The organism is Dyadobacter sp. 3J3 (assembly GCF_009801115.1).
Lineage (GTDB): Bacteria > Bacteroidota > Bacteroidia > Cytophagales > Spirosomataceae > Dyadobacter.
Genome location: NZ_VTOL01000001.1, coordinates 587,760 through 610,368 on the forward strand (window position 1 = coordinate 587,760; position 22,609 = coordinate 610,368).

Annotated in this window: 19 protein-coding genes; 3 read left to right on the forward strand and 16 right to left on the reverse strand. The window is 39.6% G+C overall.

The features are described from left to right. Positions 1 to 90: 90 nt before the first annotated feature. The 8 genes from FZF08_RS02590 to FZF08_RS02625 all read right to left on the reverse strand — a co-directional run bounded on the left by FZF08_RS02590 (position 91) and on the right by FZF08_RS02625 (position 8,934). Complete coding sequence (locus FZF08_RS02590) at positions 91 to 1,503, reverse strand: AraC family transcriptional regulator (RefSeq protein WP_159467040.1); 1,413 nt, start codon at positions 1,501 to 1,503, stop codon at positions 91 to 93. Positions 1,504 to 1,730: 227 nt separating this feature from the next. After that, positions 1,731 to 2,597 (reverse strand): T9SS type A sorting domain-containing protein, encoded by an 867-nt coding sequence (locus FZF08_RS02595; protein ID WP_159467041.1) that lies wholly within the window; start codon positions 2,595 to 2,597, stop codon positions 1,731 to 1,733. Position 2,598: 1 nt separating this feature from the next. After that, positions 2,599 to 3,093: a type VI secretion system tube protein Hcp gene (locus tag FZF08_RS02600; RefSeq protein WP_159467042.1), complete on the reverse strand. Its 495-nt coding sequence runs from the start codon at positions 3,091 to 3,093 to the stop codon at positions 2,599 to 2,601. A 63-nt stretch (positions 3,094 to 3,156) separates the two neighbouring features. After that, positions 3,157 to 5,028, reverse strand: coding sequence for a T9SS type A sorting domain-containing protein (locus FZF08_RS02605; protein ID WP_159467043.1), 1,872 nt, complete (start codon positions 5,026 to 5,028; stop codon positions 3,157 to 3,159). Positions 5,029 to 5,061: 33 nt separating this feature from the next. After that, positions 5,062 to 5,673, reverse strand: coding sequence for a hypothetical protein (locus tag FZF08_RS02610; RefSeq protein WP_159467044.1), 612 nt, complete (start codon positions 5,671 to 5,673; stop codon positions 5,062 to 5,064). 203 nt (positions 5,674 to 5,876) lie between these two features. Beyond that, the gene (locus FZF08_RS02615; protein ID WP_159467045.1) at positions 5,877 to 7,772 is read right to left on the reverse strand and encodes a helix-turn-helix domain-containing protein; all 1,896 of its coding nucleotides are present in this window, start codon (positions 7,770 to 7,772) and stop codon (positions 5,877 to 5,879) included. A gap of 308 nt (positions 7,773 to 8,080) precedes the next feature. Next, positions 8,081 to 8,488: a hypothetical protein gene (locus tag FZF08_RS02620; RefSeq protein ID WP_159467046.1), complete on the reverse strand. Its 408-nt coding sequence runs from the start codon at positions 8,486 to 8,488 to the stop codon at positions 8,081 to 8,083. An 83-nt stretch (positions 8,489 to 8,571) separates the two neighbouring features. Continuing rightward, positions 8,572 to 8,934, reverse strand: a complete 363-nt coding sequence (locus FZF08_RS02625; protein ID WP_159467047.1) for a hypothetical protein — start codon at positions 8,932 to 8,934, stop codon at positions 8,572 to 8,574. A gap of 266 nt (positions 8,935 to 9,200) precedes the next feature. Between FZF08_RS02625 and FZF08_RS02630 the strand changes: the two genes are divergently transcribed. After that, positions 9,201 to 10,820 carry a M81 family metallopeptidase gene (locus FZF08_RS02630; RefSeq protein ID WP_409012638.1) on the forward strand — a complete coding sequence of 540 codons (1,620 nt, stop codon included), beginning with the start codon at positions 9,201 to 9,203 and terminating at the stop codon, positions 10,818 to 10,820. A 61-nt stretch (positions 10,821 to 10,881) separates the two neighbouring features. Here the strand turns inward: FZF08_RS02630 and FZF08_RS02635 are convergent, their stop codons facing one another. After that, a complete protein-coding gene (locus FZF08_RS02635; protein WP_159467049.1) occupies positions 10,882 to 11,298 on the reverse strand; it encodes an SRPBCC family protein in 417 nt (138 codons plus the stop codon). A 229-nt stretch (positions 11,299 to 11,527) separates the two neighbouring features. Between FZF08_RS02635 and FZF08_RS02640 the strand changes: the two genes are divergently transcribed. Next, positions 11,528 to 11,935 (forward strand): hypothetical protein, encoded by a 408-nt coding sequence (locus FZF08_RS02640; protein ID WP_159467050.1) that lies wholly within the window; start codon positions 11,528 to 11,530, stop codon positions 11,933 to 11,935. A 16-nt stretch (positions 11,936 to 11,951) separates the two neighbouring features. On the opposite strand, the gene FZF08_RS32020 is transcribed toward FZF08_RS02640, so the two are convergent. Then, positions 11,952 to 12,086: a hypothetical protein gene (locus FZF08_RS32020; RefSeq protein WP_255463367.1), complete on the reverse strand. Its 135-nt coding sequence runs from the start codon at positions 12,084 to 12,086 to the stop codon at positions 11,952 to 11,954. A gap of 580 nt (positions 12,087 to 12,666) precedes the next feature. Here FZF08_RS32020 and FZF08_RS02645 point away from each other — a divergent pair. After that, entirely contained in the window at positions 12,667 to 14,625 is a 1,959-nt protein-coding gene (locus FZF08_RS02645) for a M12 family metallo-peptidase (RefSeq protein WP_159467051.1), read from the forward strand. 230 nt (positions 14,626 to 14,855) lie between these two features. Here the strand turns inward: FZF08_RS02645 and FZF08_RS02650 are convergent, their stop codons facing one another. The 6 genes from FZF08_RS02650 to FZF08_RS02675 form a co-directional block, all read right to left on the reverse strand. Further along, positions 14,856 to 15,065, reverse strand: a complete 210-nt coding sequence (locus FZF08_RS02650) for a hypothetical protein (protein WP_137338673.1) — start codon at positions 15,063 to 15,065, stop codon at positions 14,856 to 14,858. Between the two features lie 633 nt (positions 15,066 to 15,698). After that, on the reverse strand, positions 15,699 to 16,259 hold the full coding sequence (locus tag FZF08_RS02655) for an HD domain-containing protein (protein ID WP_159467052.1): 561 nt from the start codon (positions 16,257 to 16,259) through the stop codon (positions 15,699 to 15,701). Positions 16,260 to 16,364: 105 nt separating this feature from the next. After that, positions 16,365 to 16,592: a hypothetical protein gene (locus tag FZF08_RS02660; RefSeq protein WP_159467053.1), complete on the reverse strand. Its 228-nt coding sequence runs from the start codon at positions 16,590 to 16,592 to the stop codon at positions 16,365 to 16,367. 128 nt (positions 16,593 to 16,720) lie between these two features. Next, complete coding sequence (locus tag FZF08_RS02665) at positions 16,721 to 18,937, reverse strand: c-type cytochrome (protein WP_159467054.1); 2,217 nt, start codon at positions 18,935 to 18,937, stop codon at positions 16,721 to 16,723. Positions 18,938 to 19,358: 421 nt separating this feature from the next. Beyond that, complete coding sequence (locus FZF08_RS02670) at positions 19,359 to 20,354, reverse strand: YhdH/YhfP family quinone oxidoreductase (protein WP_159467055.1); 996 nt, start codon at positions 20,352 to 20,354, stop codon at positions 19,359 to 19,361. Positions 20,355 to 20,579: 225 nt separating this feature from the next. Then, positions 20,580 to 22,319: a thiamine pyrophosphate-dependent enzyme gene (locus tag FZF08_RS02675; protein ID WP_159467056.1), complete on the reverse strand. Its 1,740-nt coding sequence runs from the start codon at positions 22,317 to 22,319 to the stop codon at positions 20,580 to 20,582. Positions 22,320 to 22,609 lie beyond the last annotated feature (290 nt).

Genomic DNA, 22,609 nt, shown 5'->3' on the forward strand with positions numbered 1-22,609 from the left:
GCTCACAAGCTTGATGATGGTATCATTTCGATACCAAAAGTAGCAGATAATCTTGGCGTTTGTTAGCATATTGTTCTAAAAACGAATACGTTACGATTTTACAATTTGCTTAATGAGTAATTCGTAACGATCATCCCGCAAACGGTCTGAAAGCCAGTCCCGCACAATAAATTCGAAAAATAGCATTGGCGGCTCGTGGTGATCAATGGCCGCTTGAAAATAATGCACCGCTTTATCAACATCGCCCACACAGGCATGTACGATCCCCATATCGTAATTGGCGACAACCTGGGCTTTGCTTAGTGATGTCATTTGTGTAAGAATATCCCAGGCGCTTTCCGTCTCGTCGGATAGCCCAAATAATGCGCCGCAAGCACTTAATGTGATACCGTTATAGTTGATTTCCAAGGCGGATTCCAGAGCTTCCTGGCTATCCGGGTAATTTTTCAAGGTGATAAGATTCAAGCCAGTGATCATGTATCCCCCCCAGAACGAAGGTTCCAGCGCAACGAGTTTTCTTCCCTGAGCAACGGCTTTCTCAATATTACCGGCTATCCAGTAAACATAAGCGGCATAAAAGTTATTGATCAGCGAAAATGGTTCTAGCGACAACGCTTGTGCCACATGCTCTTCTGCCTTGACCAGATTGCCCGTCAGCGCTGAATACAATGCAAATTGTATATGTAATTCGGCAGCGTTCCAATTCAATTCTAACGCTTTATTGAAAGCCAAAGAAGCATTGGTAAAGTCCCATTCGTATAACATTTGCATACGCGCCATCGCCAGATAACTTTCCGCAATACTGCTGTCCAGCTCCAGAGCTTGTTCCGTCGCCTGTTTCATTAAGGGCAAAGCATTGGCCGCGGGAAGAAGGCGGTAAAACCACATATTCAGATAACAGGAGGCAATACCTGCATAAGCGATCGCATACGTTGGTTCCAGTTTAATAGCCGACTGAAAATATCCGATGGCTCTATTAAATACGTCGGCTCCTGCAAATTTGTTATGATAAAAACGCCCATGCAAATATAGTTGGTAAGCTTCCGGATTATTGGTGTATCTTTTGAAAGCCGTCACCTGCTCGCTGCCTAGTAATTGTATTTTTATTTGTTTCAAAATCGCAAGCGCAATCTCATCCTGAATGTCAAAAATATCGATCAGTTCCCGGTCGTATTTCTCCGACCAGATATGATATCCGTCCGCTACATTGATAAGATTTGCTGTAATACGCAACTTGTTTCCAGATTTCCGTATACTTCCTTCCAGAATATGATTGACGTTCAGTTGCTCACCAATCACCCTAACGTCCTGATTTTTACCTTTAAAAGTAAAAGAAGATGTACGCCCGGCGATCTGCAAATCAGGCACATGACTTAAAACATTAATAATTTCCTCTGTCACGCCATCACTAAAATACTCCTGCTCCGGATCATTGCTAAGGTTCAAAAATGGTAAAACAGCAATGGACATTTTCTGAGCTGTCGATTTTGTATTTTTTTCCATGGCAGACTGGTTTCTAAATTCGATTGGGTAATTTGTAAAGCTTCGGAAAAGTTCTTAATGAAATTCTGAAAACTTTCGATGACCACAAGATACGCAATTTATGAAATCCTGTAAATCTAAATTTCACGTTTAAAAAAAGCTTTACAAACTGCCGCCAACGGAAAATACTTTACTCCAAATATAAACCGGTGGCACCGGGGCAGGACCACTTTTTGAATATTCATATCTCATTCCCTGATCACAAAAGAAGCTGTCGACTGCTGACCGGCGCAAATAATTTTCGCTATGTACAAACCTGCCGTAAGTTTTGGAAGTCTGCCAAGTGCAATTTGTTTGTCATTTCTTACTTTCAAGCGATTGTTTTTATAAAGTACTTGACCTTTACTATCCAAAATTGTCAAATCAATTTCCCCCGAAGCATCATTCCCCGCAATCTGAAAAAAGGTATTGTTTTGCGTTCCGGGATTTGGAATGGTTATAAAAGTCAATAATTCTCTGAAACCGTTGACCGCAATAATACGTGAATATTCGAACGAGCCGTCATAATCCAGTTGTTTCAGACGATAATAGGTTACGTTTTCGTTTGAAAACAGATCAGAAAATGCATAGGTTTTATTCTTTGCAACCGTCCCGCCGCCATCAACAAAACCAACTTTTTCAAAATCAATAGTCCCGGTAAGCGATCTTTCAATTTCAAAACCGGCATTATTTGTTTCCGAAGAAGTTTCCCATGTCAGCCCCACCCGGCTTGCGTCAATCCGTTCGCCTTTGAAGGAAATCAAGTTTACGGGCAAAGGTGTAACACTGCAGACATACTTTCCGCAAATTTCAGCGGTGCGCAAAACAACACCTTCACGTTTTGCCAGAATTCCATTTACTCCGTACAATTTAGCGTAGTACTCGGGAGTACTTCGCGCTCGTATTTCTTCCAGTTTTTCCTGAACCGGCAATTTAATTAACTTAACTAAATTGGTCTTCCACTCCGGAATCTTCATTACTGAGTGGGAAAAAGTTTGTGCATACACGCCAAACGGAGAAATAGCGAACACTAAATACAACACCCGGCACAAATTGATAACAAAGTCTTTCATCATGTCAATAAGTAGGCGTATTTGTTGTGAGGTTCCACATGAAGGTACCAATTTTGACAGCCGTGTAGTTCAGAGATATTGATTCGGTAAATCCTGAACATGTCGCGCAACCACCATCCTGGCTAGAACCACTAATGCTGTAAGAACTGATCGTTACACCTTTAAGCTGAATGGTAAGCACCGCTGACGGCGAAGCTGTTGCATAAACACGGATTTCAACGCCATCGGTAGACGTGCCCAACACTGCAAGTTTCTGCATATCAATACTTGTAACATCGTTATTTTTAATTACAGAATAGTCTGCAAATGAAGGAGCACTCGTCGGGTTTGGCTTTGTAAATCCGTTAGATAATGCGTATAGATATACCTCGTCCTGGTGCCCTTTTACACCTTTGCCAACGGTTATCCCCGGATAGTACAAATAATAATTCTGAGCCTGACTTGCAAATGATAGAAAAATAAGAGCAAATAAAAATGAGTAGAAGTGTTTAGTTTTCATAATGTAAGTACTGGTTAAATAACTGTTTTTGATAAAAAATATAAGATGAAATTGAATTCAGAACTATCTGGAAATTAATATTTTAGTATTATAAAACTCTTTACTATTCTTCAACAGTTTTACAACATATATTCCCGGACTGAATGAGCGGATTTTAATGGTATTTCGAAGATTTTTCCCGATGTTGCTGTATACCTTTTGACCGGTTGTATTATAAATTTCAATTCCGGAAACGGACTCCCAGTCAGCCGTTTCGATGTTCAGTATTTCCGAAACAGGGTTTGGAAAAATTTTCGTCAGATTTTCTTTATCAAAATTCATCATACGTATCCGGCTAAAAGCATACGAAGCATCCCGGTCGACCATTTTCAAACGATAATAGTTAGCATTTGCAAAGGGAAGATTATCAGTTACCTGATAATGCTGAGCGGCTTTTGAATCTCCGCGTGCCGAAATGGTTTCCAGCTTTTTCCATATTTTGGCATCCATGCTATGCTGCACTTCAAAATAATCACTATTAACTTCTTCGGTTGTGGACCAGCTGATCAAGGCGGTTTCGTTCTCCCGGGAAACATCGAAGGAAATTAGCGTAACCGGAAGAGGTGTACAAGGCAGAGAAACACTAAAAATTGCATACGGACTTTTAAACCTCGCATCCCGTAAGTTTAAAACAAAATTGCGTTTTCCCTGTGCCGGGGAAGTTGCGAGGTTAGTATATCGCAATGCATCCAATAACAACTCTGCCTGAGATTTTGTAAACGTTGTTGACGATGCAAAAGATATTATGTTGAGTACCACACCGGAAACCGTGCTAACGGTTTTTGTCACATTAAATACTACACCACCAATAGAGACCACCGTTGCCACACCTGCTGAGGTAAAGTTCAGATCATAGGAAGATGTACCTGCATCTGCACCATTGATCAGAAGCTTTTCATTGTCTCCATCAAGAATTGCGGAAAAGGGATAAGTAACATCCAGGGATACGAGTAATTGGTTGGCAACCGGAACATTGGTTTGTGAACTCTTTGAGAAGGGAATTTCTGAGTCACATGAAGTTTCTACATTATCTACTCCGATTGTGCCGGTATTAAGGTCTATTGCCGGAGCCGAAGTCGTCAAAGATATAAAATCAGCTCCTGAGGAAAAATCCAGAAAAAATAGGGAAATGCCGTCTCCGTAACTTCCGGCGATTAATGTAAATTTGCTGATATTATTATTACTGACAAGAACTCTTGTGCGTGGATCCGTGATAGGATTTAGATTTACAGTCTGGTTTGCAGTAAATGCTGTTAAACCTGTCGATGCGTCATACGCTGCAGTAACACGTGTGATGGAACCTTGATCGCTGGAAAGCTGGCTTGAATTGAAACCGGTAAATTTATTGTACTGAAACGATCCCGGAAAACCGTTTCCATCCAGATCATAAGTATTTAATTTGACATTCTGAAGTGTTACATTGGTGCCTTTCAGCGTTTCGGCATCAAAAGACCCGCCCAAAATAAACTGGAATTCAAACTGGACATTTCCTCCTCCTGCTAAAAAATAAATTTGAGGAGAAAAATAATTTGGTGCGTTATTGTCAAAAAAAACCGGCGTGGTAAGCGATACCCTGTTCTCATCAAACGCTTCCCAGGTATCTACGTTGGTAACACTGACTGTTTTGACAATACAATCAATAACCGGGCCGTTAGTTATTGTCCTCACGCCTTCAAATAAGGTGATATCGCCAGGTTGCGTCCCCGTGGAGGCATCCGGATAATGCTTCACCAAGTGACCGGCAGCAGATTCAAGAAAATTTATCTGGCCATTCTCGTTATCATAATATAAAGTTGCAGGTACCTGAGCCCTGGTTGAAAAAGACCAGGAAAATAGCAGCATGAATACTAATAAAAACTTTCCTTCGTAGTTCCTCTTAATGTAAAGTAGATACATGTGATTACTGTTAAATGGTAAAAGTTAACTGGGTTAAATATTATATTCCGGAAATAGAGTATTCAATTTCAAGCGGAAATCAGGGGTAAGTTTTCCGGCAATATTTTTATCCTTTTGCATATTCACAATTCGTGACGTATCATAATAAGTTTGATAGCCATCAATCAATTTATTTTCATCAAAATGGATAATAAATTTCATTTTGACCGAAACTGAGCCTTTTTCATAAATTATATTATTTGAAAAATAAGCAATTACCTGAATGCCCGGCAATTCACCTTTTTTCCCTTTTTTTTCAATACAAATGGGTACATAATGTGCATTTTCAATGGTCATGGATTTGATCCCTGAAACTGCAATATAATTGCTCCACCAGGCCAGTAAAGCCGATTTTCCAGTCAGCTTATTAGTTGTCCTTTCATTTCTGTCCGGGAAATAGTAGACCACACTATCGCTCAGCATTGTACCCCAGGTTTCCAGATCAAAGTCCGCCATCACGTCAAGTGATTTTTCGGCAAGGATTGCATACGACGATGACACCTTTTTGAAGCTTTCCATTTCTGAACGGTCAACACTACATGTGGTTCCGTTAAGCATAAGAATAACGCCGATAAAAAAAGCAATGAACGGTCTTTCAGGGATCATTTTCATCTTATTTTTCCAGATGCGTTGAGAAAGCCAGGTATTAAAACAAAACTAAATGGCTCCTTTTGGAGTACGTTGGTATATCTGGTCAATTGCTTGGCTTATTGTTTCGGGATTCGTTTATTTGGTCAACTCTTTAGTCTATTTGGTCAAACGCGCCATTGCGGAAAAATGAAGGTATTTTTTACTGGGATAAAAGAACACTACAAACCAAATTTCTTTAAGACAGCTTTGTACTGCGGCTCATCACGAAGCGTAATAAAAAAGAGAGACACTTTTAAATCTGAGGGAATAATTCCGGCATCAGCACCTTTACGGAGATAGAATAAACTTTGCTCTTTATCTCCCAGACCAGCATAAATTACCGATCTTGAAACATAATTTTCAGGAAGCTCAGGTAATTGATTCAGGTAAGAATGTACCTTGTCAATCTGCCCGTCCCTGGCTTGGCAAAAGACCGTTTGGTATTGAATTGATTTAATCCCCGGATTTATCCGATTTGTTATGACATAATATTTCAATGCCTGCTTATAGTCTTCTTTGACAATATAATAATAGCCAAAAACCCAGTTATAAATCCATGATTCCCCGAAAAGTACAAGGCCCTCATCCATATTTTTTTTCGCCTGGTCAAGTTCTCCGCCATATATTTGATTCAAAACATTACCTCCAAAAATTACATGGTGCAGGGGATCCAGCTCCACCGCCTTCGAGCTGTATCGGATTGCTTCTTTCATCGCTCCTGAACTCCTTAGCAACAGGCTATACCAGTAATTTATCTGTGCATCATTCGGACTGTATTTTAAAGCAATTTCATATGCGGTTTTTGCCTGCTGCCATTTGAATTGATTACGATAAATATTCGCCAGATTTGCATATGCAAGTCCATTTTCTGCATCAAGTCTGATGGCGGTCAGTGAATTCTGCTCGGTCATTTTCAGCGACTTCACCTCATCTATATATTCACTTTCTCCCAAAAGATAATATGCATGTCCACGGCTTGCATAGGCAGCGGCAAATTCCGGATCCAGTTTTATCGCCTTGTTTAATTTGACAATACTTTCCTCAAGCTCGTTCTTTTTTCTTGAAACAATCAGCTGGCAACCTTTTAAATATTCGTTATAAGCAGCAGGATTTATCGTTGGCAATTTCCCGAGTTTTTCCATGGTGGCTTCACTCAGTTTCTGGTCAAGTTCCTTGGCCACTTCTTTCGAAACGGTTGTCAGGTATTTAAAAATACCTTTGGTATCTCCGTCATAATTTTTAGTCCAGACAGACCTGTCATCGCTCACCCTGACCAATTCCACTTTAATCCTGATCTTATTACGAGCCTGGAAAACGGAGCCTTCCAGTATGTAATTCACATCAAGCTCTTTGGCTATTTGCTGAACCAGCTTTGGCGAATTTTTATATTTGTCGGATGAAGTTGTGGAAATAACTTTCAATTTATGGATCAAAGAAAGTGAGCCGTGAATTTGCTCCATAATGCCGTCACAAAAGTAAGCCGTTTCCGGTGAGCCCAGATTTTTAAAGGGCATTATAGCAATGGAATTTCCTGAAAACACGGGCAACTCGGATATATTCTGAGTTTTATCAAACAAAGGTTTCCAAAAATATACGACAGCAACAAGGCATAGAATAAATGCGATAGCTATATAAAAATATTTGACCGGATATGGTTTAAAATTATGTCTTTCAGGAACCGAAATCAAGACAGGATCCGGAATTCCCGTTTCAACTTTCTCTTCAATAGTACTCTTCCTTTCTAAAATCTGCTTCCGGTATGCGGTAGGCGTAATGCCGAATTCCTGCGTAAAATATTTGCTAAAATTTTGAGGACTATCTATCCCTAAAAAATAAGCAATTTCAGCCGTTTTCATTTCAGACGATCCAAGCAATTCCTGTGCTTTGATCAGTTTTCTCTGGCGGATATACAATGAAGTCGAGAGCTGAGTTTGTTCCTTGACATGTCGGTACAATTGTGACCGGCTCGTACCGAGTTCCTGGCAAATTTCGTCAATCCCAAAATCAGCATTATGAAAGTTACTTTCAATAATCCGATTGAATTTGTCCAGCATAACCTTTTCCGAAGCTCTCATTTTACCAGAAATCTGTATCGAAATTCAAAAACTCCCTACTTGACTGACTTTCTATTGACCATGCCTACAATATCGGTGTAAAATAATTGATTTTCTGTACTTTGATCATCCCTTCGGCTTAAATTTCAGATTAATTTTATTGAACGTATCCTGATTGAAAAAGCATAAAAAAAAGCTCCGGAATATCCGAAGCTGTTTCTAAACCCTCCTCTATCCGAACTTTGAAGTAGCGGACCATAGATATACGATGCCAATCCAATTTTGGATTTAGCAAATGAAAAAAAAATTAAATTATTTTGGATGCCTGTTTAAGATATCTGGTCAGGAATCAGCAATTTGCTGAATCTGCGAAATCTCATGATAAAAAAATTGAGCAGTTCTTCTCTGTTATGACCATAAAAAGCATTTTCCTCTTCTGTCCCGATTAAAGAAAAAGATTGTGTGTTAGTAATATCCTGAATAAAATGAAAATCAATAATTGTTTTATACTCCATAACATGGATATTATCCGTGTCTTCATCAAAAATTATTTGTTCGCGGCGGATATTATCAATAAAAATACCAATTTCGGCATATTTTGACTGATCAAATTCTGTACAGAATCGTTCATAAAATGCTTTAATGGCAAGTGTGTAATCTCCGTTTCGCACATTTTCAGAATGGAAAATATCCGAGCTAAAAAAGCTAATTAATTCATCGGGAGTAGGTTTATTCATGAAAATATTTTAGCATCAATGTTAAGAAATCGATCTTGCATTTATCTGCGTTGGTAGGATATGCAATTTTTTCAAGCTTTACCTCATTCCAGATTCAACGGATATTTTAAATAAATAAGCAGCAGGGGAATAATCAGGAACGGTATTTCAATCAATGTTGATTTGATTTCGCCAGCATTCAAAAACATGGCCATAAGAAATAGTATCACGACGGCGTTCAGCATATTCCCGATAAAAAATGTTTGCGGAGCCAAAATGAGAAGAGCGCCCAGAATACTTAAAATGCCAATCGCTTTGATACCTGCCTGACTTAAATTTAATTTATTGAACAATTCCACCTCCGGACCAGTGTCCCCTGGTTTAATATGAAGTACCTGCCAGCCATGTTTCACTCCCATGTAAGCTGTAAACAAAATAAGTGCTCCGCTAATTAATTTGATGATCATATCCCTGTCATTTTTTTTACAAAAGTATGCACCAGACGAATATCGTCTTTTGTTAAAAGCAATCCAATCTTTACTAAATTCAAATAATATAGTTTTTTTCCAAGACATAATAATAAGAGAACAAAATATTAAGTAACCATAATTATACTATATAATTATTTTGTAGCAGTTTGAAGCAATTGGTTGAAAGTTTTTAAACGAATTTACCAGAGAAGCCGAAAGTTGATTACATTTAATAAAATTTTTTAAAATGTTTCCTGGACCAAATTTTATATATGAAACAAACATTTTTGCTTCTCACTTCCATTTGTTTAATCTTTTCCCCGCCTGTTTTTCAGATTTCCGCAAAAGAGGTAACAAAAACTGTTATTGAGGAAAAATCGATTTCTGATGCATTACAAAAACCGCTGCCGCGTATCGGCATTGTTGGTTTGGCCATTGAATCAAGCACATTTTCTCCCGCGCGTACCAATGAGGAAGCTTTTCATCCAAAACGCGGCGAACAGATTTACACTTCTTATCCATTTTTCTCTCCCGATTCGATAATTCGCAAAAGTGCGAATTGGCTACCTGCTTTTATGGGCCGTTCTTTGCCTGGTGGTACGGTTACAAAAGAGGCTTACGAATCAATGGTAAAACAATCGCTTGATCTGCTTAGAAAAAACCTACCCTATGACGCCATTTTCTATGATATTCACGGGGCGATGAGCGTGGTGGGCATAGATGATCCGGAAGGTGATTTCCTGATCCGTATCCGTGAAGTGGTGGGTAAAAAACCGCTCATCTCTACTTCCATGGATTTGCATGGAAATGTGTCATGGCGTTTGGCACAAAACACAGATTTGATAACCTGCTACCGTATGGCGCCGCATGAAGATGCAATGGCGACCAAAAGGCGTGCAGTAGCCAATATGTTGTCCCGACTTGAAAGCGGAAAAGGAAAACCTGCTTATAAAGCCTGGATCCCTATCCCGATATTATTGCCGGGCGAACAGACAAGTACCCGTATCGAGCCTGGAAAAACTTTGTATGCGGCTGTTTCTCCGGCATCCCTGCAACCTGGAATTATTGATGCCGCAATTTGGATTGGTTATGCCTGGGCGGATGAACCCCGTAATCATGCGGTGGTGATGGTGACCGGCGACGATAAGGATAAAGTGACAAAAACGGCGGAGCAACTGGCCGGTAGTTTCTGGAAAGTACGGTCTCAGTTTGATTTTGTAGCCCCTACGGCCACATTGGATGAAGCACTCAACAAAGCTGTTGAAAGTCAAAAACATCCATTTTTTATCAGTGACTCGGGCGACAATCCTACTGCGGGAGGCGCTGGTGATGTAACCTGGACATTGACGGAGATTTTGAAACGCCCTGAGTTTAAAACAGAAAATGGACCTTCGCTTATTTATGCATCCATTCCCGGACCGGCTGTGGTTGAAGCTGCTATCAAGGCAGGTGTAGGCGGAAAAATTGATGCTTTAGCCGGCGCAGCGGTGGATGCTCGTTTTGCTCCGCCGATAAGACTCGCAGGAACGGTTGAATCCATTGAGCAGGGTGATTTAAACGCAGAAACCGAAGTAGTCATAAAAGTAGGAAGTGTGCATGTGATTGTAACAAAAAAACGCAAACCTTATCATAAGGAAGCAGATTTTACCAGACTTAGGCTTAATCCACGGAAATCGGATATTGTGGTCGTAAAAATCGGTTATCTTGAACCTGAACTTTACAATATGCGTGCAGACTGGCTTCTGGCATTAACACCGGGAGGCGTTGATCAGGATTTGAAAAGACTTGGTTATAAAAGAATTCAGCATCCGATGTATCCTCTGGACAAAAACATGAAAGATCCCGACCTGAAAGCTAAACTTGTTCCTTCTTCTGAAAAATAAATATCAATATCAATGGAGCTGCAACATTATTGTAACAGCTCCATTGATATTCTCTTTTGAATTATAATCCTTCTGTATATTTCTTAAAGTTATTCAATATCGCCTGCCAGCCTGCTTTTTGCATCTCTACAGGGTTTTCAGTTTCCGCATCAAAAGTTTCTTTCACAAGCGTTTGTTCTCCTTTTATTTCAAATTCGATTTTAACTTTTCGGTCATCTCCAAGCACATAGGAAATCAATTTGTGATCCGTGACTTCGTCATATACTCCTTCAAAATTAAATCCAAAACTTCCGTCTCTCGCTTCCATTCGCGAAGAAAATTTTCCGCCAGGACGTAAATCGTTTTCAGCTTTTGGCGTAAACCAGTCGTCCGATGCATTATTCCAATGAATGATATGCTCAGGTTTGGTCCACGTTTCCCAAACTTTTTCAATCGGCACTTCTATTACAGCTTCAATTGTTATCGTTTCAAATGCCATTTCTCTGTTATTTAGTTGGGTTTGTTTTTGATTAATCTAAACTGCACATTTTATTTATTTTATCAAAAAGCCGGATAACCAAAACCATCCGGAAAATTATTTTATCAAATATCACTCAAAGAAACATTCGTACTTTTTTATAAATTTCAAATAATCATCGGCTTCACCCTTGTATGCTGCCTGTATTTCTTCTAATTTCACATACAAATGTTACCTTATACTCAACGTTATGAAATTCGTTAAAGTTTATCCTGCAATGATCTTGGCATTATTGCTAAGCTCCTCGGCCTGTGAAAAAGGAAGTACTCTTCCAAAGGACCAAAACAGTGAGTCAAATGGCAACCCGTCTGATACAAGGTTAACCTGCATTTGGAGATCAAACAGCACAGTTGACAGTACTTTTACCGACTATATCAGTGAAGTCAAACAAGTAGGCGACAGTATGTTTGTTATTCGGGCAAAGGGATTCAAAAAAGTTTTTACGGGCTATCTCGGCGCGTGTAATTTCCCAAAAGAGGCAAAAAAAAATGGATTATCCCTGAAAGTCAGTGGTTACCTGGTAACTTATCCCAATATTTTATTGGAAGATATTATTGCAAATCCTTTTGAGATCACCTCGTATAAAATTATTGAATAAATCTATCTGGCAATTTCTAACCCCAATGCCTCACCGATGGCTGACTGCCAAAAGCCAAAGTGAAAAAACTTTGTGTTTCAATTCCTGATCCTGTTAACCAGATTACTCGTTTTGGTGTGATTTCCCATTTATAAGTGTTTTTCGAGTACATAAGTAAGAATGTTATTACAAGGACAATATGCGTAAGTAGCATAAATCTTCAAACGTATATAGTGTATTGTTTGAGCCAGAAATAGTACTAATTTGACATTGATTAAGCCTCAAAATTTGACATGTTAAAGGCAAACAAAATATTATTTTGTCTATAATATTATTAACAAAATTATTTCTATACATGTAAAATTTAACCTATAAAATAATAGGAATTTTAACATTTCACATCTTTTCAATATACATTCACAAAATGTTTCATACAACGAACAACCTTCGACTCACCTCTTGACATTGCCAATATAAAATGCTTGTAATCAACAAAATAAGGAATTCTACAAGCCAGTAGAATTGTGCATACATTATTGAAAAAAGTTACAAAAAGCTATTGTAAATTAGATTTTGTTATAGTACTTAGATTCGAGCCGCAGAAAACAACCCTAATTATCATTTTCAACATTCATTTGTAGAAGAACTTGGTTAACAAGCTTTCAAAGACTCCAAAACCCAATTTATCTGTCATTCCGATTTAAGGATTACACATTCATTCTCTATTAGTAAAAAGCTTTATCTCACGTATCATGAAAAATCTTTTCATTCTGTTTGCTGTACTTTTCCAAACAGTACAAGCGCAAAACATCACACCGATCACTTCACCCGCCAGGCTTTCTCAAAACGAAACGTTGAAACTGGACGGCTTCGCAAAATCTTTAAATGTAGTAAACCTGGAACCCGCTTCGCTCAACAGTTTTGTTAAGAGAAATCCTTTGCAGGCGAAAAAATTTCAGTTAGCCGTATCCAATAATCTGACACTGGATTTGACCATTCAGCAAAACGAAATCAGAGGTGCTGACTATAAGGCATCCATCACAACAGATACTGGTGAAGTGACTGATTCTTCGATGGTGGCGGTAAATACTTATTCCGGTTATGCCAATAATGACCCAAACCAGTTTGTTCGCCTTTATATTGATAATAATCAAATCAAAGGAATTATAAGCGACGGGAAAAACGGATTTTATGCTATTGAGCCTTTGTCAACGATCACAAAATCGAATTTGCCAGACAATCGTTATGTCGTGTATAATACAAAGGATGTAAAATCAACAGCCCCGGGATGTGGAATTGAGGAATCAGTAAGTCAGGTCATTTCAAAAGCGCAAAGCAGCGCAAGAGAGGCTGCAACGGTTTCAGCACAATGCAGAATTCTGGAAGTTGCAACGGATGCAGATTTTGAATTTTATAAAAATAACCGCGACAACACGAATGCACGTATTTTAAATGATATGAATATTGTGGCAGGAATTTACCTGAGCACTTTCAACATTAAAATATTGGTAACTTACCAGCACGTTTATGCAACAGCAAACGATCCTTACACCTCTACCAATCCTGCAAAACTTCTTACCGAATTCACAAATTACTGGAACAAAAACCATACAGACGTTAAAAGAGATGTTGCCCATTTATTTACATCTAAATTCCTGGAAGGATTTACGTTGGGTATCGCACACAAAGGTGTAATTGGCAAAACACCTTCCATGGCTTATTCTTTAACTTATGGCACTACAAATGAATATCTAACAACTGCCCATGAACTAGGTCATAATTTCAACGCTTCCCACCCAACGGATGCGGCATCGGGTTGCAGCGAAAAGGCTCCATCACTAATGTGCAGCAGCCTTGACGACGCACCTATGTTCTCGGAATTTTCAAAATCAGAGATGAACGCCTGGATTGCCGGTAACGAAAGCAGTTTGCTCACTTCCGATTATAACTTCGAAATTCTTGGAGATTCATCGGTTTGTAGTACTACAACATTCAGGGCGAATTTATTTGGAACCGCCGTTTCCTGGTCAAGTAGTAATTCTACTTTATTATCCATCAATCCTACGACAGGTGTTGCAAAAAGAATTGGAAAAGAAAATGGCCTTGTTACGATAACCGCTGTCATCGACGTATGTAGTACACCGGTCACGGTATCAAAAGAAGTTTATGTTGGCATACCGGTTATTGCCTTTTCTGCAACCACTCCAAATGCTGACGGTGTTGTCACGGCTATCATGACGGAGGTACCTTATGCTACTTACAACTGGTATCTGGATGGGAATCTGGCTCTAACCGGCATTAGAAATATCGAAGATATTAACAGCGGAAATTGCGGAACTACACATTTTATACAGGCAACGGTAAAAAATGCTTGTGGCACGACGCCGATGAGTACTAAAATTTCTTTCTCATGGCAGTGTACACAAGCAGGACTTAGTGTATATCCAAATCCGGCAAGAGATGTGATAAACCTGGATTACAGCAGTAATTCAAACAAAGAAGTTCAGCCAAAACAAATTATTTTGTACAACGAAAAGTCGGATGTGGTCCGGACCATTTCAAACATCAATACAATGTCCGCAAACGCTTCCAATAGCAGTAAAACACAGCTGGATGTAAGTAGCCTGCCACGCGGAACGTACTATTTGTACGTAATGCCAAATGCCGGTTCAAATGAAAAAGCTGACGTTAAAAGAATTTTACTACAATAACATTGCCTTGATGAAGCGCCCGCATTCAACAATTTAGAATACCTGATTAAGCTATTTGAAGATCTTCCTTATTGATTGAGTAAATCAAAATAATATGCTGTATATAAAAAGTAAGAAATTACTTATATAGATAAGGTAATCACATACCGCTTAATAAAAATTAAATTAAAAAATTACTATGGAAAGCAAAAGGAGGCCGGCAGCCTCCTCATTAACCCCGATAATATTATTTAAATTTCAACCTCCGGAATTGTCCACAGCATATACTCATCAATCTGGTTCCACGAATATCTGTAAATAATTCCACGGGGCTCTTCTATAAAATCGCTTCCTTCGGCATCTCTGCGTCCAAGACGCCACTGTGTAGTATTTTTTATTCTAAATTTTACTATAGAACCAGGTTCAGGCAGGTCTTCTTTCGAAATGATCTTCACTTTCATAATACAGAATCTTTGTTTTCCTTTTTAAGGTACGACATTTTTCACCAATCCGGGTTTATATTAAAATCCAGGGCGTATTTCGATCCTATTTTTCAGCTTAAAAATCCACATAAAAAGTGCAGAATCAGGAAACAAAAAAGAACTCCGAAATCTCCGAAGTTCTTATAAGTATTATTTCTACCTAACTCACAATTTGTAAGTTTTGGCAAAAGTAAAACATTTGTAACCAATAGAATAATTAAAACATGAAAAATTGCGAGACTTGGCAATTTTTGAAATAATAAGACAATATTTTATTTCAAAGTAGTTTAGTTTGTCAAAGTAAGCGTAAAAAAAGAACCTCAGAAAACCCAAAGTTCTTTTAACAAACACCAATCTAATCGTCGTGTTGAGCAATAAGGCCTTTATGCAGAAAGTGTTATCATTAAAATAATCACGCCAGAATGCATAAAAGAAAAAAGGACTTCGAAAACTACGAAGCCCTTTTAAAAACTACTACTCAACGTTACAGGTAAATATAAGTGGATTAATAAGTATAAAATAATTAACTTATTTAATGGCAAAATGCAAATACTGTCAACAACCAGGTACAAATTCGGCGGAAAAATATCCTTAACTCTGATGAATTAATATTTATAATAATTTGTGCACTGCCTCACTAAACTGTTTGCAGCATCGTGCATACAGATCCTTATTTCCGGCATTGATTTTCCAAATAAAAGAATCGATTTCTCTCAGGTAAATTCTGGCAAATCCGGCATCATTTTCAACAATGGAACTTGTATTGTCAATAATATCGGCATATTTTACGGTCTGACAATAAGGTTTTATCTTCCATAACCTTTGCGCTTCAAAACCTTTTCTAAGCTTGCGGTTAAATTTGGGATAAGCCTCTTTTGTAAATTTATCCGTAAGATCGTTCACACCTCTGAGTATTGTGTCCCTGCCCGGTTTACCATAGCCAAGGTTTAGCAAATGTTCATTTAATAAATTGGGGGTACATAGCGTATCTTCAAATAAATCGTGGCACAAAGCAATCTCTACTTCAAAATGAATGGTTGAATAGTCGCTCACAATATTGGCCACAGACAAAAGATGTGTCCAGTAAGGCTCTCCCGAATATTTCCGAATTTGCCCGCCATGCTGCTCCTTCACAAAATCAAAAAGCTCCCACTGCTTATCTGACAATTCCATTAAGATTTCCTTTTAATTTATTAACGTTGTCACTTTTGTAAATAAGATTTATTTTTTAGATTAAATAAGCTTAAGTTATGCTAACGGGGTAATAATTATTCATTTTTACAAAATAATCATAATATCGGAATCAAAACTGGCCTGGTCATCCAGATATTCCCATTCCAGAATTTCCTCCGCAGCATAACTGATTCCGCTATCTTCTGGTCCTTCATCACCGGTTTTTTCTACAAACGCTCGAATAGCAGAATTGTATATTCCCTCGTGATTTATTCCGGACTGATCTGTAAAAAGAATTGGAAGATGATCGGAAGGCAAATTTGTATTTTCCATAATTTTCATTTTGAATGATTACTGATATTAATGCCGGGCGATAAAGTGGATTGAGCCACCATTTGGGTTGGGCACGATCGTCTGGGTTGGGCGCGAACGCTTGGGTTGGGCGACCACGAGGGTCGCCCCTACAATTCGGATAATGTCCATGATTTTGTTCGGCCGTTGGTTTGTTCACGCATTGTTTTTACGTCTGCGGGGCGGATTGGCGGTGCGTTTACAAATTCGTGGCGCACGTAACTTAGTACGGACGCTATCCACTGATCGTCGTTGTCGCCCATGGCTGGCATTTCGCTTGGATAAGTTTGTCCGTCTATTGGGCCGGAAAGTCCGTGCAGCAAAATCCGAAGTGCCATATCTTTTCCTTTCCCAAGTCTGGGGGAACCAACTAGCGGAGGAGCCGTTTTACTTTGAAGTCCCTTGCCATCCACACCGTGACAAGCCGTACAAAGTGATTTGTAAATGACTGCACCGTTTAAAACCAACGTACGGTCCGATGCATCCAAACGCCCCAAACGTTGCCCAAACTTTTTGACATCTTCATTTTTGTCAATACTTTTCTGAGCGCGGGCCAATACATCGTTTCCGTTTGAAGCAGTAAGGATTTCATCAATAATTGCTTTTGCTTTCGGCGATTTAGTATATGACAACGATAAAATCAGCTGCATTTTCACATCATAACTGCCATCTGTTTTCAAACTGGCCAGATGCGCAATCATCTGGTCGTCCTTTTTTAAATAAGGCTCAGTAAGTCGTATAGCCGTCTTTCTTATTTCACCATCTTTGTCTTTTAGCGCTCCCAGCACTATCGCACTATCCAAAGCTCCTAAACCTTCTAATGTCCATAACGCATGAAGGCGGCCTAATGAAGACGTAGATTTCACGGATTCATTCTGGCTTTCTGCCATAATTTTCAGGGTAGGAATTACCGATTTATCATCTCTGGTAATCAATTCTTTCTGCGCATTGTCGCGCCACCATCCGTTTGGATGATTAAGATAGGAAACCAGTTTTTTAGAAGATGCATCCAGCAAATCAGGTTTTGGCCCCGGTTTCATTCCGTCATGCACCAAACGATAAATACGACCATGCTGAATGTTTTTGTCAAGACCCAATCTTTTAATCTGTGGCCGCAAATAACTATTTACACCAGTCCAGTTTCCTTCCTGAATAATTCCCCGGTTCATATCAACCAGATACAGACAACCATCCGGACCCGTGTACATATTGACCACCCGAAAATTCATATCAGTTGAAGCAATAAACTCTTCCTTTTGATACGCATTTTCCAGTGTAATTTTGCCCTCTTTTTCTATCACTTTGGCGCGGCGGATCAAACGCCCAACAGGCTCACTTATCAGCAAATCTCCATCAAGATCTTTCGGTAGTCTGTCCCCGCGAAAAATTACTTGTCCACAGCTGGCTGTGAAGTGATTTAAAGTAGTATCTGGTCTTAATCTTTTCAAGCCGCCTTGCACATCCGGCGTTTTTATGATAGGCCATACCTCATTAAATTCCTGGGTATACTGATCGTTGAATTCCATTCTTCCGTAAATCGGGTTGATCTGAAACCCAAGTGCGGGCACTTCCCCACCAGCAGAAGAAAAGAAAAGCCGCCCGAAATTATCATGCGTTAATCCCCATTGTCCATTAGACCCGCTTGGTATAGAATCCGGTACCAACAAGCCTTTTGAATAACGAAAACGTACCGGATCAACGGTCGTATAAATATAATTATCAAGATTCCAGTCCAGACCGCTGCGCTGATGTTCAAGGTTTCCCGGCGCTTTTTTGTTCGGCGTATAAACTGGTCTTTTGGTATCTGCAACACCATCTCCGTTGGTATCTTTATAGCTGTAAATATTGTAGGTATCCGTTTCATTTACAAGCAGCTCACGCCCCACGCATAATAACATTCTTGGCAAAAGCATCTTATCAATAAAAACAGAACTTTTGTCCATTTTTCCATCATTATTGATATCTTCCAAAAGCATAACACGACTTGTCGGCGCGTGCTCATTGGTACCTTCCACATCCTGCATGTACGTATTCAGTTCAGCAACATACATACGCGCATTCCCGTCCCAGGCAACCGCAACCGGCTCATGGATCATCGGCTCACTGGCTACAAGCTCCAAATGATAGCCTTTTGGTAATTTAAATGTTTTCAAACTTTGCTCCGGTGTTAAATGCTCCGGGGAAGGATTGGAAGTAAAAGCAGGAATAGCCGCGACAGAAGCATCGGTTGTCCTGAGTGTATGATCAGTCGTTTTCTGATGTGAAACCTGACAGGTAATCAGTATAAAGGCAGTCAGGACGCAGACAATCCAAATATTTTTTTTCATGGTGTTTAGCTTAACAGTTTAGAGGTTTAGTTATAATCTTTCCCTTTTTCAGTTCAAAAATCTCAAAACGGCGTTTCTTGAAAAATTAATTTATTGGTTGTAGCAGGTGGCGAAATAACTGATTCGAAAACATCTTGGGTTTTGTAAAAATATTTGGATTTTCTCCTTTTGCAGGTATCAAAACATCATAACATTGATCTCTGCTTATTCAGATTTGAGCGGCCAGTTTTATATAAGAAAATTGAAAATCTTATCTAAAAGCAGAGGTTGAAATTGAAAACCGGTGATACTTAGATAAGAATCAAACAAGAATACTCTAATCATAATTGTTTGTAAAAATTTACGAAAGGATTTAATCCATGCCAGTTGCCCAAATCAGCAGATAAATAAATTCTGCACAAATAGGCATTCAATCATTACATTATTCATGTTTCAGAACATACCGTCCCCTCGCCTTCCCGTGCAATAATGCTTCCAGCTTTTCCGATAATTCATCCAAACCAATTTCCTGGATCATCTGATCAAGATGCAATGGCTTCCATTGGGTTGCGAGCGATTGCCAGACTTTCTTGCGCAACGGCATCGGAGCCTGAGCCGAATCAATCCCTGTCAGTGTGACACCGCGCAGAATAAATGGAAAAATTGAAGTGTTTAGTTCTGCCGAAGACACATTTCCACAACAGGTGACGATACCATATTGCTTCACCGATTTCAATATTCCGGATAAAGTCGGCCCGCCTACATTATCGATTCCGGCGGCAAAATCGGAGTAGGATAAGTGCTTGCTGTTATATTTTTCAATAAACGTATCCCGGTTAAGAATTTGTTTAGCACCCAGTGTTGATGTAAGAAAACCGTCTTCATTTTTCCCGGAAATTGCCGCGACATCAAAGCCCAATTTTGACATGATTGCCGTGGCCATGCTTCCCACGCCACCGGTCGCTCCACTCACAATAATGGCACCCTGATCCGGCGTTATTCCAGCGCTTATTATTTTTTCAACTGATAATCCTGCTGTTAACCCCGCCGTCCCAAAATACATCGACTCCCTTAAAGAAAGTCCAGCCGGCAAGGCAACGACCCATGATACCGGAACGCTTATATATTGTCCAAAACCTCCCCACGTGTTCATTCCGAGATCAAATCCGGTAACCAAAACCAAATCACCTTCTTTGAAATCTGATGAATCAGACTTTACCACAATTCCTGCTGCGTCAATCCCGGGAACGTGAGGAAATTTCCGCGTCACACCCTTATTTCCAGACGCCGACAAAGCATCTTTATAATTCAAGGATGAGTAACTGACCTTAATAAGCACATCATTTCCGGGCAGATCGCCGATACTTAATTCTTTAATTTCCTTTTTGAATCCTCCTTCTTCCTGGCTTACATATAAAGCTTTAAATGTTTTTGTCATGATTTTTTTTACTAAAATTACATCTATTATTTAGGCTGTGCAGCTTCACAAAATTCTGCAATGATTTATAAACTGCACCGTTAAAGTTTGTTCCTTCTGTTAACTGAACCTGATAAATGATTCAGTGATATTCAATAAATTAAAAATAATATTACAAAATAAAAACGGTTAGATTAATCCTGAAACTGAATTAATCTAACCGTTTTTTTTGTTTAAAATTAGCTATCAATCCAGCAAATCCTCCAAATGTTTGTAGTTGGATTTTACCGTATCTAAAACTTCCTCAAACTTTCCGCCAAGCATTAATTTAGTCATGGAAAGCGCCATTCCCGTCATCATTTTCAATTCAATTTTCGGTGGCATAGCCAGCGCATTCGGATCCGTCATGACATTGATCAAAACCGGACCGTTGTAAAGAAAAGCTTCCTGTAAACCTGATTCCAGATTTTCCGGATCGCTGATCGTAATACCTTTAATTCCCATTGCCTCGGCTACCAAAGCAAATTCAGGATTTACCATATCTGTTTCGGAATCAGGCAATCCGGCTACTTCCATTTCCAGCTTCACCATGCCCAACGAACGGTTGTTGAAAACAACGATTTTGATCGGAAGATTGTATTGTTTGATAGTAGCCAAATCGCCCAGTAACATTGAAATCCCGCCATCACCACACATCGCAACAATCTGACGATCAGGACATGCAAGCGCTGCACCAATCGCATGAGGCATGGCATTGGCCATGGATCCATGCGTAAAGGATCCTACCATACTGCGTTTTCCAGTTGCCTGAATATAACGTGAGGCCCAGACACAGCACATCCCGGTATCTACGGTAAAAATGGCGTCACTCGTTGCAAGTTTGTCAATTTCGGCTGCTACCGCTTCCGGGTGAATTGCATTTTTTTTGCCTTTATCCTCCACATAGGTGTGCAAATGATCTTTTACCTTTTCGTAAATATGAAGCTGGGCTTTCAGAAAACTATCATCTTCTTTTACTTTCAAAAGTGGGAATAGTGCTTTTAAAGTTGTTTTGGCATCACCGTGCAAACCCATTTCCAATTTTGCTCTTCTTCCTAATCGCTCGGGACGCGTATCGATTTGTACCAAAACTTTATCTTGAGGAATAAAAGGCGTGTATGGAAAATCGGTTCCGAGCAAAATCACCATTTCACTTTCATGCATGGCGTGATATGCTGATGGCAATCCCAGCAAACCAGTCATCCCCACTTCATAGGGATTTTCATATTGAATTCCCATCTTCCCACGGAATGAATATCCAACCGGAGCCTTCAACAAAGCGGCCAGTTCAACCACTTCATCATGTGCATCCGCAGCTCCGATTCCACAGAAAATAGTAACTTTTTTATGTTTATTGATCAAATTGGCGAGCGCCTGAAGTTCTTCATCGCCCGGTCGGATAAGGGCTTTGGAAAAGTAATTTTTATCGGCAGTCACATTCTCAACCGCTTCCATCGCACTGACATCTCCTGGCAAACCTAAAACCGATACACCTTTCTGCTGAATTGCATGTTGGAGTGCGGCCTGTGTCATTCTTGGCAACTGAGCCGGTGTGGCGGCAATCTGATTATAATAACTGCAATCGTCAAAAAGCTTGATTGTATTTGTTTCCTGAAAATATCCGCTGCCAAATTCTACCGTAGCACACGTTGACGCAATAGCCAAAACTGATGCTCCCGCGCGGTGGGCATCGTAAAGTCCGTTGATCAAATGCACGTGACCAGGCCCGCTGCTACCTGCGCAACAGGCCAAACCGGTAAGTTCAGCTTCGGCCGCAGCAGCGTATGCACCTGCTTCTTCGTGTCTTACATGGATCCATTTTATATCCGGATTTCTTCTTACCGCATCATTTAATTCATTCAGGCTGTCGCCCGTTACTGCATAAATCCGTTTGATACCTGCCTGTACGAGCATATCCGTCAGTTGTTCCGCTACTTTCTTTGACATATCAATAGGTATTTGTTTTTGTTTAGTAGAAGTGAATCATTTCGCACAAAAAAGACTCAACTTCCGTTCCAGCGATCCTGATGTTGATCAATTACACTTTAATATACTACTGATTGTTGAGAATCCGCAATTATAATGGGATCGTTTGGGCAAATTTCAACTGGCAGGCCGGAAATTTCAATGGTCTTATGAAGAAATTTTCGGTAGATATGTGGGGTTGATTTTTGTATTTTAGTAGATTTTGCTGACGCCGGTCTGTTACCCGTCCGACAGCGAAAAAGCCATCGGAC